This window comes from Bryocella elongata (genome assembly GCF_900108185.1).
GTDB lineage: Bacteria > Acidobacteriota > Terriglobia > Terriglobales > Acidobacteriaceae > Granulicella > Granulicella elongata.
This window is the reverse complement of sequence record NZ_FNVA01000008.1, coordinates 48,759-63,437: the sequence shown is the minus strand read 5'-3', so window position 1 is coordinate 63,437 and position 14,679 is coordinate 48,759. Positions and strand designations below refer to the sequence as shown.

The 14,679-nt window shown below is 62.5% G+C and carries 15 protein-coding genes; 8 read left to right on the top strand and 7 right to left on the bottom strand.

Going from position 1 to position 14,679, the window contains the following annotated elements; translation table 11 throughout:
- Positions 1 to 13: 13 nt before the first annotated feature.
- Positions 14 to 1,459 (bottom strand): methyl-accepting chemotaxis protein, encoded by a 1,446-nt coding sequence (locus C4S68_RS20010; protein WP_103934902.1) that lies wholly within the window; start codon positions 1,457 to 1,459, stop codon positions 14 to 16.
- A 275-nt stretch (positions 1,460 to 1,734) separates the two neighbouring features.
- Between C4S68_RS20010 and C4S68_RS20005 the strand changes: the two genes are divergently transcribed.
- From C4S68_RS20005 to C4S68_RS19995, 3 genes are all read left to right on the top strand, one after another.
- Positions 1,735 to 2,859, top strand: coding sequence for a serine hydrolase domain-containing protein (locus tag C4S68_RS20005; RefSeq protein ID WP_160115259.1), 1,125 nt, complete (start codon positions 1,735 to 1,737; stop codon positions 2,857 to 2,859).
- Positions 2,860 to 2,989: 130 nt separating this feature from the next.
- Positions 2,990 to 3,457: a BLUF domain-containing protein gene (locus tag C4S68_RS20000; protein WP_103934900.1), complete on the top strand. Its 468-nt coding sequence runs from the start codon at positions 2,990 to 2,992 to the stop codon at positions 3,455 to 3,457.
- On the top strand, positions 3,454 to 4,194 hold the full coding sequence (locus tag C4S68_RS19995; protein WP_103934899.1) for an EAL domain-containing protein: 741 nt from the start codon (positions 3,454 to 3,456) through the stop codon (positions 4,192 to 4,194). Before C4S68_RS20000 ends, C4S68_RS19995 begins: the two co-directional genes overlap by 4 nt.
- 109 nt (positions 4,195 to 4,303) lie before the next feature.
- Here C4S68_RS19995 and C4S68_RS19990 read toward each other — a convergent pair whose 3' ends face one another.
- The 3 genes from C4S68_RS19990 to C4S68_RS19975 form a co-directional block, all read right to left on the bottom strand.
- Entirely contained in the window at positions 4,304 to 5,230 is a 927-nt protein-coding gene (locus tag C4S68_RS19990) for an alpha/beta fold hydrolase (RefSeq protein ID WP_235011739.1), read from the bottom strand.
- 441 nt (positions 5,231 to 5,671) lie between these two features.
- Positions 5,672 to 5,863, bottom strand: coding sequence for a helix-turn-helix transcriptional regulator (locus C4S68_RS19980; RefSeq protein ID WP_103934896.1), 192 nt, complete (start codon positions 5,861 to 5,863; stop codon positions 5,672 to 5,674).
- A complete protein-coding gene (locus tag C4S68_RS19975) occupies positions 5,856 to 6,290 on the bottom strand; it encodes a hypothetical protein (RefSeq protein ID WP_146072245.1) in 435 nt (144 codons plus the stop codon). The genes C4S68_RS19980 and C4S68_RS19975 overlap by 8 nt, the downstream gene beginning before the upstream one ends.
- A 209-nt stretch (positions 6,291 to 6,499) precedes the next feature.
- On the opposite strand from C4S68_RS19975, the gene C4S68_RS19970 reads away from it, so the two are divergent.
- Entirely contained in the window at positions 6,500 to 7,843 is a 1,344-nt protein-coding gene (locus C4S68_RS19970; RefSeq protein ID WP_103934894.1) for a nicotinate phosphoribosyltransferase, read from the top strand.
- A gap of 92 nt (positions 7,844 to 7,935) precedes the next feature.
- Here C4S68_RS19970 and C4S68_RS19965 read toward each other — a convergent pair whose 3' ends face one another.
- Positions 7,936 to 8,709: a hypothetical protein gene (locus C4S68_RS19965; protein ID WP_103934893.1), complete on the bottom strand. Its 774-nt coding sequence runs from the start codon at positions 8,707 to 8,709 to the stop codon at positions 7,936 to 7,938.
- Positions 8,710 to 8,843: 134 nt separating this feature from the next.
- Here C4S68_RS19965 and C4S68_RS19960 point away from each other — a divergent pair, with 134 nt between their 5' ends.
- Together C4S68_RS19960 and C4S68_RS19955 are read left to right on the top strand one after the other, a co-directional pair.
- The gene (locus tag C4S68_RS19960; RefSeq protein WP_103934892.1) at positions 8,844 to 9,173 is read left to right on the top strand and encodes a hypothetical protein; all 330 of its coding nucleotides are present in this window, start codon (positions 8,844 to 8,846) and stop codon (positions 9,171 to 9,173) included.
- Between the two features lie 2 nt (positions 9,174 to 9,175).
- Positions 9,176 to 9,991: an SOS response-associated peptidase gene (locus C4S68_RS19955; protein ID WP_103934891.1), complete on the top strand. Its 816-nt coding sequence runs from the start codon at positions 9,176 to 9,178 to the stop codon at positions 9,989 to 9,991.
- 29 nt (positions 9,992 to 10,020) lie between these two features.
- Here the strand turns inward: C4S68_RS19955 and C4S68_RS19950 are convergent, their stop codons facing one another.
- Entirely contained in the window at positions 10,021 to 11,745 is a 1,725-nt protein-coding gene (locus tag C4S68_RS19950; RefSeq protein ID WP_103934890.1) for an alpha-L-fucosidase, read from the bottom strand.
- A 222-nt stretch (positions 11,746 to 11,967) separates the two neighbouring features.
- Between C4S68_RS19950 and C4S68_RS19945 the strand changes: the two genes are divergently transcribed.
- On the top strand, positions 11,968 to 12,951 hold the full coding sequence (locus C4S68_RS19945) for a phospholipase C/P1 nuclease family protein (RefSeq protein ID WP_103934889.1): 984 nt from the start codon (positions 11,968 to 11,970) through the stop codon (positions 12,949 to 12,951).
- A 143-nt stretch (positions 12,952 to 13,094) separates the two neighbouring features.
- Here C4S68_RS19945 and C4S68_RS19940 read toward each other — a convergent pair whose 3' ends face one another.
- The gene (locus C4S68_RS19940; RefSeq protein WP_103934888.1) at positions 13,095 to 13,589 is read right to left on the bottom strand and encodes a DUF2062 domain-containing protein; all 495 of its coding nucleotides are present in this window, start codon (positions 13,587 to 13,589) and stop codon (positions 13,095 to 13,097) included.
- A gap of 256 nt (positions 13,590 to 13,845) precedes the next feature.
- On the opposite strand from C4S68_RS19940, the gene C4S68_RS19935 reads away from it, so the two are divergent.
- Positions 13,846 to 14,637 (top strand): lysophospholipid acyltransferase family protein, encoded by a 792-nt coding sequence (locus C4S68_RS19935; protein ID WP_160115258.1) that lies wholly within the window; start codon positions 13,846 to 13,848, stop codon positions 14,635 to 14,637.
- Positions 14,638 to 14,679 lie beyond the last annotated feature (42 nt).

Here is a 14,679-nt window from a genome sequence, read left to right as displayed (position 1 = left end):
ATCGCATCGATCTTCAGCGCATTCTAGGTTCCGGAGTCAACGCCCTCAAAGAACGACGTATCGGCTGTCCTACCTGACCGCCATCGGCCTGCGTCCCCTGCACCATCTCATCCAGCCGCGCCGCCAGCACCTCGAGCATCTCTGCCTGCGCCGTCAACTGCGTCGCTGCCGCCGCACTCTCCTCCGCACTGGCCGCACTCTTCTGCGTCACGCCTTCCATCTTCTGGATCGCCCGCCCAATCTGCTCGATCCCCCGGCCCTGCTCCGTGCTTCCTTGAAAGATCTGTTCCACCAACCCACGCACCGACGCAAACGCCGAGTTCGCCTTCTGCCCTGACTCCACCAACGCCGCAATCTTCGTGCTGCCCACATGGGAGTTGCTCGCCGAAAGCGTCGTCAGCTCCGAGATCTCCTCCGCCGCCTTCGCCGAGCGCTGTGCGAGGTTGCGAACCTCCTCCGCCACCACGGCGAACCCCTTTCCCGCCTCGCCCGCACGGGCCGCCTCCACCGCGGCGTTCAGCGCCAGGATGTTCGTCTGGAACGCAATCTGGTCGATCACCTGCAGCGTCTTCGCAATGCTTTGGCTCGACTGCCCAATCGCGTCCATCGCGGCGACACACTCCTGCATCGCCATGCTGGCCTCGTCCGAACTCGCCGTTGCGCTCTTCACCAGCCCCGCAGCATTGCCGGAACTCGTAACGTTCCTCCTCGCCATCGCGTTGATCTCTTCCGTCGAAGCAGAGGTCTCCTCGATCATCGCCGCCTGCTCCGAGGTCTCCCGCGCCAGCGCACGGCTCGCGTCCGAGACGCCCGCAGCCGCCAGCGAGACCTGGCCGGCGCCCACCCGAAGCTCCGCGCTGATCGAATTCAGGCTGCCATTGATGCCGCGCGTCAGCCAGATCGCAAAGACAATCGCCACCAGCAGCCCAACCGTAAAGCTCACGCCGCCCAATAGAACCGCGTGCGACAGGCTGTCGACCATGGAGGAGCGCGACCGCTGCCCGAGTCCCGCACTCTCGCCCTCCACCGCCTCGGCGGCAGCGATCAATGCCGCACCCCGGGCAGCCCATTCCTTCACCTGCGCGTCGTAACCGGGTCCGCTGCGCTCTCCGCGAGCCACCATGGCCAGCGTCGGCCGCAAAACCTCCTCATACGCCGTCATCGCCCGTTGCAGCTCTGCAACCGCCGGCCGAACCTCCGCAAGAGCCGCCTCACTTTGCACGAGCTCCGCCAGCTTGGCAAGATCCTGATGAGCTGTCCGAAACCTCTCTTCGCCCTTGTCGATCGCTCCAGGCTTTTGGATCGTGACGTAATAGATGTAAAAGATGCGCGCATTCAGGATGTCGCGCTCAAAGTTCGTCGCCTCCTGCTGTGCCGGTACATAACTCCTGGACTGCGCACCTTCTCCCTGCATCACGTTGCGCATCGTCACGCTGGACATCAACGCAAGATAAGCCATCAACGCCAGCAATCCGGCAAAGCCGACTGATATCTTCCGGGAAATAGGCCAGGTTTTCACCCTTAACCTATCGACTCACTGCGGGAATCCTTTCTCTCATGGAAGTCCGATGAACGGCCAGCCCCATGAAGATCCCCGAATTCTGTGCCAGGCCCCGCATCGTCCGTCCCCGGAACCTGCTACCCGTGGTACTTAGCCGTCGTGTTATGACAGACATCCGGAACATCCCTCCACCGTTCCGCGTATCAGCTGGAGCACCTCGGAGAGGAAAGTTCATGCGCATCAGAACCGCAGGCATCGCAACACTCGTGACTCTTGCCCAGCTGACACTTCACAGCGTCGCCCAGTCCGCATCTCCCTCCGCCGGAGACCTTCGCACCCAGCTCCAGCAACGCCTTCCTGAATGGCTCAAGGCCAACAATGTCCCCAGCGCCGCCGTCGCCTACATCGCCGATGGCAAGGTCGCCTGGACCGTCGTCTCCGGCGAACAAAGCCCAGGCATCCCCGCCACCGGCCAGACCCTCTACAACATCGCATCGCTCACCAAGCCAATCACCGCCGAAACCATCCTGCGCCTCGCCTCGAAGAACCAGCTCACGCTCGACGAGCCCATCTCTCCCTACTGGGTCGATCCCGACATCAAGGACAATCCCTGGACCAAGGAACTCACGCCCCGGCTCTGCCTCACCCACCAGACCGGCTTCGCCAACTGGCGGCGCATGACCAACAAGGTCCTCACCTTCAAGTTCGAGCCAGGCACCCAGACCGGCTACTCCGGCGAAGGCTACTTCTACGTCGCGCGCTTCACCCAGAACAAGCTGCAGAAGCCCTTCGACCAGCTCGCGCAGGAGAACGTCTTCGGCCCCATCGGCATGAAGGACACCGCCTACACCACGCAGCCGTGGTTCACCGGCAGGATCGCCGCGCCTTACGGCCACCTTCCATCGGGCCAGGACGGCTACTTCGAGCCCCAGCTCACCTCCACCTGGAACGCCGCCGATCTCGTCCGCACCACCGTCGGCGACTACGCCAAATTCGTCGTCAGCGTCATGCACAACGATGGCGTCACCCCTGAGCTCGCGAAGCAGCGCCTGACCATGAGCCGCAACTGGGTCCCCGCGAAGGACTCCGAAGCCCTCTGCAAGCTCGAAGCCTCCAACACGCCCTGCCACTTCTCCGCCGGCATGGGCCTCGGCTGGCAGGTCTTCGATCACAACGGCGTCACCATCGTCGACCACTCCGGCTCCGACAGTGGCTTCCACACCCTCGCCTTCTTCGTCCCCGGCAAACAGATCGGAGCCGTCATCTTCACCAACGGAGACAATGGCCCCAAAGTCATCGGTGAGATCGTCCGCGTCCTCTATCCCGATCCCCTGTATGACGAGACCACAGCGCACTAGCGAGACCAGGGCCGTCGTCATTCCGAACTTTGCACACACAACATCGGTGCCCCTCGACCAAGGTTGTAGGGACAGGGCACCCTGAATCCCGGCCCAACAGGTATTCTCGAGATGTAATGAGGGGCCTGCGATGAGCGAACTTATGCATTGCATCTATGCGAGCGCAGCAGTGCACGATTACACCACGGTGGAACTTGCAAAGCTGCTCCAGCGCTCGCAACAGAACAACCAGCGCTGCGGCGTCACAGGCGTCCTTCTGTATGTGGAAGGTAACTTCTTTCAGGTGCTGGAAGGCCGCCCCGCCGACGTAATTCACACCTACGAAAAAATCAGCCAGGACTCCCGCCACACACGGGTGACCCGCATCATCTCGGAGTCCATCCACCGTCGTGCCTTCAGCGATTGGTCCATGGGTTTCCTGAGCCTCTCTCAGCAGCAACTCGCGGATATGCTCGGCGCCCGGGATTTCTCCGACCGCACTCAATCCATTCAGCCCATCGTGAACGGCCGTGCCCGCAAGCTTCTGGAAGCCTTCTGCGAGGGACGCTGGCGCACAAAACTGCCCGCTCCTCAGCAACTGTTCAAAATGTCGGCATGACCCCCAATCCGTCACCGCACCATGCAGACATCACCTTCGCGTATCAGCCCATCGTTGATGTCGTTGATCGGAAGACAGTCTCGTATGAAGCTCTGGTGCGCGGCCGGGCCAATGAGTCCGCGTTCAAAGTCTTTCAGCGAGTCGAAGCCGTCAATCTCCACTCCTTCGATGCCAGCTGTCGTGTCGCAGCCATCGAATTGGCATGCCACCTCGGCCTCCCTTGCGACCTGAATCTCAACCTGCTTCCCCGGAGCCTGTTTTCGTCTCCAGAAGCCATCCTCTCGACCATTCAGGCCGCTAACCTCAACCATCTCGCCCTCGATCGCATCACCCTCGAGGTCACAGAAGGAGAGGTCATCGACGATCACGCCCACTTCGCCCAGCTGCTTGACGAGTACCGTGGTCTCGGAATCAAAATCTCCATCGACGACTTCGGGGCCGGCCACTCCGGCTTGAACCTCCTCGCTGACCTCCAACCCGACCAGCTCAAGCTCGATATGACACTGGTGCGCAACATCGCATCCCTTGGACCGCGCCAGTCGATCGTCCGCGCCATCCTCGGCGTCTGCCACGATCTCGGAATCGACATGATCGCCGAGGGCGTCGAAACCCTCGACGAATATGCCTGGTTCGCGGAACACGGAGTCCGCCTGTTTCAGGGATACCTCTTCGCCCAACCCGGCTTCGAGTGCCTGCCCCAGCCGTCCATTCCGAACCCCAACCCCCTCTTGGCTTAACCGCTCCCTCTTCGCCCATCCGTCACAAGGGACCACGTCTTCCGTCCGCTGAGAGATCGGAGGCGCGAGCTGCAGAGGGAGCTGGCAGGAAGCTCACCCCGTTCCCCGCTTACTTCAGAAACCCTTCCACGACCGCATCGAACTTCGCCGGCTGGTCGTACATGATGAAGTGCCGCGAGTCATCCACCCGCACCAGCGTGGCATTCGGCATCGGCTGATAGCTCGACTTCATCAGCGCTTCGTACCTGTCCGCATTCGGCATGGTCAACGTCGGATCATGCTCGTACAGCACCAGCGCAGGCGTCTTGATCGACCCCAGCACCGGCCGCATGTCCGTCAGCATGTCTTCGACCATCGCGTTCGCCACCACCTTGCGGTCGCTCGACACCGACCACGCGCCCACAATCTTCGCTCCATCGGCATCCTTCACCAGCTGGTGCGCCATCATCGGGGCAACCATCGCAAGCTGCTCGTCCGGAATGGACAGCATCTGCTGCTTCATCGCCTCCGCCTGCGGCCGAACCGTCTCCACCGTCGCCTGCGAGCCGAACAGCAGCGCATAAAACGGCAGCGTATCCACAATCACCAGCTTCCGCACGTCTCCCGGATACCTCGCTGCCAGCATCAGCGTCAGCAGCCCGCCCAGCGAGTGCCCCATCACCACCGGATGCATCCCTGCCGCAGCGATGTAACCGTGCAGCTCGTCAACAATTGCCGGCAGGATCTCGCCCGTAGCGTTCGGCCCCGCAGCCTGCCCAGCAAAGCCGTTCACCTGCACCAGGTGCAGCCGATAGTTCGGCGCCAGCAGCTTCGCCTCGGCGTCCCACACAGCGCGCGAGCTCGATAGCCCCGGAATCAAAACCACATCGGGCGCGCCCGCCTTGCCCTCATCCACCACCGTAAAGCGCGTCGGCGTGAACTCTCCGCTCGACGCCTTCATCACCACAGCCGTCTGCGCCGGCGCCGGAGCGCACAACAGCATGATGCCTCCCACCACAAACGCAATCGTCGCCAGAATCTGCAGAAACTTCGTCACGCCTCGCTCCTTCAACCCTCGATGTACTTCATGCTCGCGCGGCCTCGCGCGCTGCACCATGGATCTTTGCCACCTAACGCGCATGACACTTGTCACGCGCAACGCCGCCGCAGCAACAATCCGACGCCCGCCGCAATCAGCATCCCCACCGCCAGCCCAGCGCACCACCATCCGCTGAGGTGGTGCCCAGTATGAGCGGAGTGCGTAGCACTCAATATCCCCACGCTCACCGCTACCCACGCCCCAACATTCCGTCGATCCCTGCAAAAGAACTTCATCACCAGCCTCCTCACCCTTGCCTTTGCCGTTGCTCTTGTCTTTCTTGTTGTCATTCCCGAAGGGAATCTGCGTCTGCCCTTACCGTTGCCGTTCTTGCTGTCCTTCTCGGAGAGGATCTGCTTCTGTACCAGCTCTCCCTCACGCACGCACCGCAAGGCCCCGCTACTCTTCCCGAAAGATCGCCTCAATCGGCATCCCGAACAGCTTCGCGATCTTGAACGCCAGCGGCAGCGACGGATCGTACCTCCCCGTCTCAATCGCGTTCACGCTCTGCCGCGAGACCTCCAGCTTCTCCGCGAGAAACGCCTGCGACCACCCGCGCTCCGCCCGCAGATCCTTCAGCCGGTTATTCATCGCTCTGCGTCCTGTTCATCAGGTACTGCACCAGCTGCGCCAGCCCATTCGCCACCGCGAAGATGGTGAACAACACGAACGGCCCAAAGCCCTGTGCATGCGCAAACGCACGCAGAAAGTCGTCGACCACCAGCGCCCCCAGCAGCGCCCCTAACCCCACCAGCAGAGCATGCATCTTCTGCAGCTTCAGAAACTCGTCTGTCTCTTCGCTCAGATAACGGCCCATCCGCACAATGATCCCGATGATCGGCACCGCCGGAATCACCGACCAGAAGTAGAGGAAGAACCGCTCGTGCCCGTCATGCTTCACAAACCACGACGCACACAGCAGCACCACCGCATACGCCACCAGGAACTGCACCACACTCCGCTGATACCGCTTCGCCGCCGGCGTCGCCGAACATCTCCCCATCCACCACCGCAACATACCCGCCTCCAGAATCATTCACTGACAAGCAAACTTTACGTCAAGGTCGCTTGTCATGTCAAGTACCCTTGTCACAAAATAAGACTCGAATCCCGACCAACGGGAGGGCCAAGCGAAGCCGAATGAAGGTGCGAAGCACCCGCCCCACGCGCAGTGGGCCCGTCCGGCAGGACCACGCATCTCGCATCGAGCATCTAGAATCGGTTTTCATGAACGTCAACTTCGCCGAGCGCGCGCACAACCACAACTGGAAGCTCGACCCCATCGTGCGTTCCCTGCTCGACACCGACTTCTACAAGCTCCTCATGCTGCAGTTCATCTGGAAGAACTTCCCCAATGTTCCGGTGACCAGCGAGATCCACAACCGCACCATCAAGGTCCGCCTCGCCGACCGCATCGGTGCCCAGGCCCTCCGCGACCAGATGGAGCACGTCCGCGGCCTCCGCCTCCGCAAGTCCGAGCTCGTATGGCTGGCCGGCAACACCTTCTACGGCGTCCGCCAGATCTTCTCGCCCGCCTTCCTCGAATGGCTGGAGCGCGACTTCCGCCTCTCCGACTACACCATCACCGAAGCCGACGGGCAGCTCATCGTCCGCTTCTCCGGCCTCTGGACCGAGGTCACCATGTGGGAGGTCTACGCCCTCGCCATCGTCAGCGAGATGAAGACCCGCTCCGCGCTCTCCACCCTCAATGAGCTCGAGCTCGACGTCCTCTACGCCCGCGCCAAGACCCGCCTCTGGGACAAGATCGAGAAGCTCCAGCACGTCGAAGGCCTCCGCCTCTCCGACTTCGGCACCCGACGCCGCCACAGCTTCCTCTGGCAGGAGTACTGCGTCCAGGCTCTCAAGGCCACGCTCAACCACGGCCGCGGCGCCACCGACTCCCCCGGCGAGGAGCGCTTCACCGGCACCTCCAACACCGCGCTCGCCTACAAACACGATCTCGAAGCCATCGGCACCAACGCGCACGAGCTGCAGATGGCGATGGCCGCGATGGCATCGCGCGGCTCCGACGATGAGCTACGCGCGAGCCAGTACAAGGTCCTAGAGCTCTGGCAGCAGAGCTACGGCGGCGCGCTCCTCATCATGCTGCCCGACACCTTCGGCACCACCCAGTTCCTCGACAACGCCCCAGCCTGGGTCGCCAACTGGACCGGCGAACGCGTCGACTCCAAAGACCCCTTCGAGGCCGGCGACGAGTACATCGCCTGGCTCCTGAAACGCGGCCAGGACCCACGCGCCAAACGCCTCATCGCCTCCGACGGCCTCGACGCCGACACCATCGTCAAACTGCACGACTACTTCCGCAACCGCATCCGCTTTTCGGCAGGTTGGGGTACTCTCCTGACCAACGACTTCCGCGACTGCCACCCCAGAGGCGAAGACACCCTCGAACCCATCTCCCTCGTCTGCAAGGTCACCAGCGCAGACGGCATCCCCACCGTCAAGCTCTCCGACAACCCCAGCAAATCCACCGGCCCCGCGAACTACATCGCCCGCTACCGCCGAGTCTTCGGCTCACCCGTGCTGGAAGAGACGCCGGTGCTGGTATGAGGGCCACAGGCCCGACAACATACCAGCCCAGGCCGAAGGCCTGGGTATGCACGCGCCAGAAATCTGAGCGCTGAAGGCGCGACACATCCGCCTCACTGCGCCGCGAAGCAATGGACCGGTCCCGCCAGAATCTTCCTCTGCGACTTCGGCGACAGGACCACCTCAACCGGATACCCGATGAGCGAGGGGTCCTTCGCGTCATTGAACAGATCGCCATCCTGTCCGTAACCCTTGCACTTCGGCATCGGCACATTCCCCAAGCCAGTTCTTAGCTTCACCTGACGCAAACACGACGCGCCGCCATTCGGCCCCGTATCCATCAGCGAGCACTTCGCGAAGTAGATGCGCTCATAGCGCATCGACACTCGTCCATCCGGCAACTTCCCGAATGCGGGCTCAACGTTGAACCGCAAAGCGTCCGCATAGATCTTTCTCTTGCTCACCAAATCAAAGGCGTCGAAGAGAATCCCGGCGCCTTCACCATCCGGTGCGAGGAGGAAAAGAAGCTCTCCCTTCGTTCCCCAGTAGCCGAATCCCTCTGCGGCAACCACCTTCTCCTCGCGTCGAAGCGCTCGCGCGCAGGCAGGAGCATGCTCCGACGACACGTGAAGCACGGAGACGCGCATCGACCCCTTGTTGCCGTCGTCATCCCACTCCTTCACCATGAACGTTGGGTAGTAGTAGCAGGAGACCCTCACGTGGAGATTCGGATAATCGGGCTGATTCGGCGATGGCCCAAGGTCAAGCACCACCTTCCGCACCGGCTTATCGAAGCCCTCGGCGGAGGACAGTGAACCTGAAAGCACCGAAACCAACGCGACAGCGGAAACAAGGAAGAAGCGGCGAACAAACACCCTGCGAGCCATGCGCAGCAGTCTACTCTGACTTCAGACTCGGTCGCAGCTTGCGGTTCTATGGTCGCTCTGATCTCCTGAGTGCATGTGCGGCCGCTACGCTCTCAAGTCCTCGCGCAAGGCCATCGCTGCCTGGTTCGGCGTCAATGAAGGCGATCCGCCTCCACACCACGCATCCTCAGCGCTACAATCGCACCATGGCGACGATACACATCCCGATCGACGAGGCCGTGCGGGATCTTCGTACGGTGTTGTCCCGCCTTACAAGTGACACCTCCGTCGTAATCGAGCGAGATTCAGTGCCCGTCGCCGTCCTCACATCCCCGACGCCCGAGCCCCGCTCGCTGGCGGAATGCATCGCCCTCCTCGAATCGAAGGAACAGGCCGTGCAGGACGAGACCTTCGCGGAGGATGTAGCCGCTGGCATCGCGTTACACCGCGAGTCCCTCGATTCGTCCATGATCCTCCACAACTGACCATGTGCGGCCGCTACGCCCTCAAATCCTCGCGCAAGGCCATCGCTGCCTGGTTCGGCGTCGATGAAGACTCGCTACCTCCGTTCGGCGCGAACTTCAACGTCGCCCCGCAGACCTTCCAGCCCGTAGTGCGTTTGTCTCCCACCACCGGAGAGCACGAGGTCGTGATGCTCCGCTGGGGACTCATCCCCATCTGGGCCAAGTCCAGCCGGGAAGGCGCGATGCGCTTCAACGCCCGCGCCGAAGACCTCGCCACCACGCCCAGCTTCCGCGAGGCACTCCGCAAGCGCCGCTGCCTCGTTCCCGCGGACGCCTTCTATGAGTGGCAGAAGCTCGGCCCAAAGTCCAAGTATCCCCACGCCATCGCCATGCGCGACGGCTCGCTCTATGCCTTCGCCGGCCTGTGGGATCGCTGGAAGGAGCCCGGCCACGGCGACGACGAGGGCGAGTGGCTCGAGACCTTCACCATCATCACCACCGACCCCAACGAGCTGATGGAGCCCATCCACAACCGCATGCCCGTCATCATCCCGCGCCGGGATTACGACCGCTGGCTAGGCTCCGAGACAAGTGAAGACGACCGCCTTCCGCTCGACCTCCTCCGCCCCTTCCCCGCCGAAGAGATGACCGCCTGGCGCGTCGGAGACAAGGTAGGCAACGTCCGCAATACCGAAGCCGACCTGCTGGAAGAGATCTCCGCCGACGAGATCGCATGCGAGGAGGAGCAAGCCGCGGAACAGCCAAAGCTCACCAAGCCAAAGCCCGCAAAACACCCAAAGAAGAACGATGATGGCGGACAGGGATCGCTATTCGGCTAAGCAGAACGACTAACGGCGAAGCCGCTGCCTTACACACTCCCCTTCAGCGGCCCATTCGCCGACGCGATGCGCAGCCCCACCGCGATCTCACTGGTCCTCTGTTCCGGCAGCGTGACCACCAGTTCGTCTCTCGTCTGCTCAAAGCGCAACGGCTCGCTCGAGCCCATCATCTCCACGCGAGCGACCTTCTTCACCGCCGTCGCATTCTCAGCGGCGAGTGACCGGATACGCAGCTTTCCATCCGCAGGCCAGCCCAGCGCATACGCATACAGCTTCCCGCCATTGGTCGTAAAGCGGATGTCCGTCGCATCGAATGGCCTGCGCTTCTCTTCGTCGAAGCCCGAAGCCTTCGCCTCGGCTACGCGACCCTCGCCATACAAGCTGAACGGCCGCGACCCGAAGATGCCCTCGGCATTGGGCCGAATCCACGCGCCAACCCCTTCGACAACCGCCCGCTCCTTGTCATCGATGGAGCCATCGCCGCGCACCGGAATGTTGAGGCACAGGTTGCCGTTCTTGCTCACCGCATCCAGCAGCGTGTGGATGACGAACGTCGGCGTCTTGTACTTGTTCTCTTCATACAGCGAGCGCCTGTAGTGCCAGTCGCCAATGCAGGTATCCACCTGCCACGGCTCGTCCAGCACACGATCCGTTCGTCCTCGCTCGAGATCCAGCACGATCGCGCCCTTGTACTCCGGACGAATGTGTTTGCCCGTGACCACCACATCCGCATGCCCATGCTTGGCCACGCTGCGGTTGTAGTAATGCGCTGTAACGTCGAGTCCCGCCTGCCCCAGCGGGAGTTCATCGTCGTCGAAGTACAGCATGTCCGGCTCATACGTATCGACAAGATCCTTGCAGCGCAGATACCACGAGTTCACAAACTCAGGATGCAGTGGCGGAGCGCCTTCATCCCACACGCGATCATGGGCCTCATGCCACTTGTTGGCCTCGGCGATGGTCTTGATGCCATCGGGCAGCGCATAGGTTGGTCCCACGTAAAGCTCATCCGCATCATGGCCGGACCACTTCGTGCCATTGCCCGCAACCCGTCCCTTGCCCTGCAGCTGGTACGCGTCATAGCGCACGCCAGCCATCGGTCCTTCGGGATCGTAGCCATAGCTCGTCTGCAGCCAGTGCCACGCGTGCGACGAATGGTTGCTCACGCTGAATCGCATGCCACGCTCGCGCACCAGCTTGCGCCACGTGCCCACGATGTCACGCTTAGGCCCCAGCCGCGCAGCATTCCAATCGTGGAAGCGCGAGTTCCAGCAGTCGAAGTTGTCATGGTGCACCGCGAGCGCCATGAAGTACTTCGCCCCGGTCTTCTGATACAGGTCCAGCAATTCATCCGGCCGCCATGCATCGACGTTCCACCGGCAGTCGATGTCCTTGAAGCCCACCTTCGACGGGTGGCCGTAGTGCTCGACGTGGAACTTGTTCGCCGCGTCGCCTTGCATGTACATCCTGCGCGCGTACCAATCGCCCTGCTCGGGGACGCACTGCGCGCTCCAGTGCGCCCACATGCCGAACTTCGCATCGCGAAACCAGTCAGGCGGCTGATAGCCCCCGCGCAGCGACTCCCACGTGGGCTGAAACGGCCCCGGCGCAATCTCTCGCTCCGCGCTGGTGGCGAGTCTGCCCTTGGGCATCGCGCGGCTCTGTGCCAGGGCACGCGCATCGAAGCGTGGCAGAAGTCCTGCAGCGGCCAGGGCAGCACTGTGTTTCGCAAAGCTGCGGCGGGAGATCGGCATAGGGAAAAGCTCCTGGGGGCGGCTGCGTTTCCGGAAAACTGAAACGCTAACTTTCGCCTCGCACGCACTCTACCCGGAGCTCGCAGAGTAGGTCAATCCAGCCCTCCTGTTTCTATGGAAGACGCTGCGTTATCAGCTCGGTGTGTGCGCACTCGCCGGGGAAGTTCTAAGGATTGGTGCCACGTATACGTCGCTTTGCGTTGGGCCTCGTATACTCCCGGTATGTTCCGCACCGCTTCCCTCACCCGCTTCGCCGTGGCCGCTGCGCTGCTTCCCCTGATCGCCGCACAACCAGCCTTTGCCTGGGGCCGCGATGGCCACATGATGATCAACGAACTCGCCGCCGCCGCCCTGCCCACCAGCGTGCCCGACTTCCTGCGCGACAAAGCAGCGCTCGAAGAGATGGCCTACCTTGGCCCTGAGCCCGATCGCTGGAAGCAGTACGACGCCGAGCCCGAGCTGGTCGTCACCCAGTCTCCCGATCACTTCATCGACATGGAGTGGGCCTACCTGGCAGCGGACACCTGCACCGATGGCAAGGACTGCGTCGATGGCCATCGCCTCCCGCGCCGCCGCTATGACTTCATCCGCGCGCTGGCCAAGGCGCAGGCGGCACATCCGGAGATGGCCAAGCTCACTCCCGAAGGCGTGGGCATGCTGCCCTGGCAGGTGGAAGAAGTCTGGCAACGCCTGAAGAGCGCGATGCGTGGCTATCGCGAGTTGAAGGAGCAGCACAAGGAGACCAAGCCGGTGGAAGAGGCGATCCTCTTTTACGCGGGCTGGCTTGGCCATTACGTCGCGGATGGTTCGCAGCCGCTGCACGCCACCATCCAGTTCAACGGCTGGACCGGCGAGAACCCGAACCACTACACCACCGAGCACCATATCCATTCGCAGTTCGAAACCACGTTCGTCTCGAACAACATCAAGATGAAGGATCTGACCCCGCTGGTTGCAGCAGCCCAGCCGCACGTCATCAACGATGAGTGGGTCGAAGTCATGCAATATCTCGATCACACCAACTCACTCGTCGAGAAGACCTATCAGCTGGAGAAGGCCGGCGGCTTCACCGACTCCGGCACCGCCGAGGCCAAGGCCTTCACGGAAGAACGCATGGCCGCGGGAGCCATCGAGCTGCGCGACCTGATCTACTCCGCGTGGGTGCACTCGGCAGACCCCGTCAAGGCCTACAACGGACCCCAGTAGGGCAGCAGAACAGCTGATGAGCAGAACAGCAGCGGACCAGCGAAGCTGGTCCGTTACCTTTTGCAGTCAACTTACACGAGCAAGCTGCCAGCCCATTGCACCGCGAAGCGTCTGTTCCGCTGTTCTGCTGTTCTGCTGTTCTGCTAATCAGCTGTCCCGCTGGCAACAGCCGGATGATGCAGATGCCGCGCGAGCTTCCGCATCAGCGGCGTCAGCAGCAGCTTCAGCGCAGGTGCTGCGACCACCGAGGCGACTCCCCACACAACGAGCGCGTGCCACTCCCATGTCCACAGAATGCGGGTCGTGTCCCAGGGATGATGCGTCACGGCTTCGATCAAGGCTCGCTTCCCCATGGGAAGTCCCGGCGTATGGAAGAGCAGCGTCCCCAGCCGGACCCACACCGGGAACAGCGCAAGCTGCACCGGATACATGATGTGGTTGCCAATCTGTGAGGCCACGAGGTTCAAGCGGAAGATGCCTGCAAGCGCCAGAGCGAGCAGCGTGGTCGAGCCCAGCAGCGGATTTACGCCGACAACGACACCGATCGCCAGCGACCAGGCCAGCGCTTCGGGCGTAGCCCCCATCCGCAGAAGATCCAGCAGCGGGTGAACCACCCGCCGGTGAAAGAACGTTCGCATCCATGCCAAGGATAACCGCCCGCGCTGCGCTGGGCTCCGGTGGCGATGATGCTTTCGTGAATTCGGCGTGGAGCGGCTCGATCCCATCTTGGTACCTTCGGAATTGGATGCGCTTCCAGCCCCCATGCTTCGCGATCCGCGTCGAGCTCGTCAACGGGCAACCCGGCAACCGTTCATTTCGTGCATTGAACTGCCACAACCCCTTGCTACACTCTGGAGCGAACGCCAAGCGGCAAACACCGCAGAGGGCCTACGCTTGATCTTCTTCCGCCGCATCTTCCGCCTGGTCGCCATCGGCTGGATGTTCGTCTACTCGATCGCCGAGTTGCTCATCACACGCCCCAAGTCACGTCCTGAGCGTGCTGCGTGGCTCACCAGGTTCTGCGGCCGCGTCCTTCGTGCAACCAGCATCCACATCCATGCCACCGGACCGATCCCGACGGAGGGCGCGGTCATCTCCAACCACCTCACCATCGTGGACATCCTCTCGCACTCGGCGCTGCGGCCTTGCGTCTTCGTCTCCAAGGCCGAATTGCGCGAGGTTCCGCTGATCGGCTGGATCAGCATGATGGCGGGCACGGTGTATGTCGTGCGCGGCGGCGGCGGCAGCGCCCAGAAAGCCGCCCAGGGCATGGCCAAGGGCTTTCGCGATGGCCTCCCGGTCACCTTCTTCCCCGAAGGCGGCACCTTCATGGGCGACGAGCCCGTGATGCCGTTCCGAAGCGGCCTGCTGGCAGAATCTCTGGCAGCGCAGGCGAAGGTGACCCCGAGCTTCATCCGCTACGAGCTCACGCCGGGTGATATCGCTGCCGGCCGCACCCCGCGCGAGGATGTGTACCTCGGCGAGCGCTCGCTTCCGAACATGGTCTGGAGTCTCGTCGGCCTCGAGCGACTGGACGTCCACATCGTCTTCGCCGGCCACGCCATCGACTTCCCGCCCGAGGCCTACGAGGACCGCAAGATCGCAGCGGTCATCGCGCACGCTATCGTGCTGGAACTTAGTGGTACCACTGCAGATCGCACCGGCCCCACAGCTTCTGTCGTCTAGCCCGTCGAAGTTGCGGCCGCCGGATGCAGGCTCATCACCAAA